This is a genomic window from Echinicola sediminis, from assembly GCF_054777495.1.
This window is the reverse complement of the sequence record NZ_BAAHAP010000216.1, coordinates 1-2,096: the sequence shown is the minus strand read 5'-3', so window position 1 is coordinate 2,096 and position 2,096 is coordinate 1. Positions and strand designations below refer to the sequence as shown.

At 32.2% G+C, this 2,096-nt stretch carries 2 protein-coding genes; one reads left to right on the top strand and one right to left on the bottom strand.

Features of this window, described 5'->3' with window-relative positions:
* Positions 1–190, top strand: a 190-nt coding sequence (locus tag ACYVAA_RS22805; RefSeq protein WP_460546367.1) for a hypothetical protein, incomplete at its 5' end; no start/stop codon positions are given.
* Here ACYVAA_RS22805 and ACYVAA_RS22800 read toward each other — a convergent pair.
* A partial coding sequence (locus tag ACYVAA_RS22800; RefSeq protein ID WP_460546365.1) for an ATP-binding protein occupies positions 185–2,096 on the bottom strand: 1,912 nt, incomplete at its 5' end. The genes ACYVAA_RS22805 and ACYVAA_RS22800 overlap by 6 nt on opposite strands.

Sequence of the window (2,096 nt, the reverse complement as noted above, 5' to 3'; positions counted from 1 at the left end):
TTGGGTGCTGCACGAAAAAACCGGATCCGGTCTTCCGCGTACTTCCCAGCTATCACATACTGACATCTGGAGCCGATCTATTTCACCTATATTCACCTTCCTGGACTCTAACGGCTCGTGCAAACGCAGTAGCCAGCTTTTGCTGGCTATTGCCGTTTTGCACTTTGTTAGCGGCTTTTTATTTTTATAAAGGTATGATTTTGTCAGTTAAACCTAATTTCTTTGGTAGTTCAGCCAGCTGATCCAAATAGTTTTTTTGCTCATCTCCACGACTCCTTAAAACCCAGTATATTAACTGTTCAACTTTTAATTGTTTTTCCTCATTTAATTTAATTGAATCAATTTTAGACATACATATGGTCCAGGGATGTCCTTCATTTATATAAACGCAAGGATTTGTTGCCCTTCTTTTCTTATTCCTTTTCATGCCTATTTGCTCAATGGAAGGGTGATTTTGTAGAACGAAAAATAAGCCTCCTAAACTATTTTTTACGAAAAAGTCACTATTAGAAATAGCTGTATATTCAGTAAGGTATTTTGTTAATGGATGTCCAGATACTTCTGGTATCAAGTTTTCAGAATATATTTTCTTTCTGAAGTCTGAACTTGACATGTTTCTAATATTATGTGAAATCAAACTTCTTAACAAATGATCACGGTTTGAAATTCTAATTAGAATAAATTTGACATTAGGTTTGAGGTATTTGTAAATTCTATAGAAAGTAGAATCAAAAATATCAATACTTGAATCAAGTAAATTATAATCTTGCAATTGATTAATTTTTTCGAGAGGTACCAACTTCGGATCTTTGCCTTCGACAGTAAGTTCTAAACAAAATTCTTTTAGTTGATCAGAATTATTTATGATAACGGTATCATCAAAAACTTTCTTTATATTTCTCCAAGGTTCTTTGTAGAAAAAATCTTTTGTGTCAGAGTAAGTTTTTACTTCAGATAAGTATTGATCGTTTATTGTTTTTGCTAAAGGATCATTTAATTCTGAAACTATTTCATTTGGAATTTCAATTTTATTCCTTCTAGCTGAAATATTATATTTTCCTTCCTTTAGTGATAGAATAAATAGCCCTTTATTTAATAAATTCATGGACTGTAAAACAGGGTCTCCCCAATGGATTGATGTGGAACTTACAAAAACACAACCATTAGTTATTATACAGGAATTTTGATCTTGTGAATTCCAGTTTTCAATAATGCTAGGCGAAGGTATAATATAGTTTAATTGGGCGTTTTCCAGTTTAATTGAGTGAACTTGATTTCCTAAAAGAAAAGAATTATTAAACTTACCAGAAAAACCATTTTTATAGGTCAATAAAAGTGACTCTTCGGGTGTAGTAGGAATCAATTGGTTGTCAAATTTGATACCTTCAGGATGAAAAAGGAAGAAATTTTTAAGCTGTGTATTAAAATCAGCACTATTTAATTTTTCTGTTAAATGAACTTCTATTTTTGTACCTATGTCACTTTTTTCTGCCTTATCATCAACATAAACAGGCTTTTCTACGGACCGGATTACTAAACCAAAAGGATTAGAATTAAGACTATATCGTTTAGTTGAGACCCTTATCTGTTTGCTTACATATAGTGCTGAAACAAAACCAATACCAAACCGACCAATCGAACTAGGTGATAAGTCATCATTTTTATTTAATCTTTTAGATCTCCAAATACTCCTGCCCACTTTTAGTAAATATGACTCAGCTTCTATTTTTGACATCCCAACTCCATTGTCTTCGACTACGAAAGTGTTTGTTTGTTCTGAGTATGAGATATGGATGATTGGAGCAAATTTTTTCTTATCTAATCTCATTCTAGCACGGATGGCATCAATAGAATTCTGGATTAGTTCTCGAATGAAAATAACGTTTGCATTTTCACCATATAATTCCCTTCCCATCACTAATGCAGTTAACTTAGGGACGTCCGCTGAAAAATTAATTTCTCGGAATCCCTTTGGAGCAGAATCAAAACTGAGATTAATCGAAATTAAAGGACAAGTAATATTATGTCGTTTAAATGAATCATTCCCTTCTGATATTATTCTTGCTAAAATATTTCTAACCAATGAAACTATAACA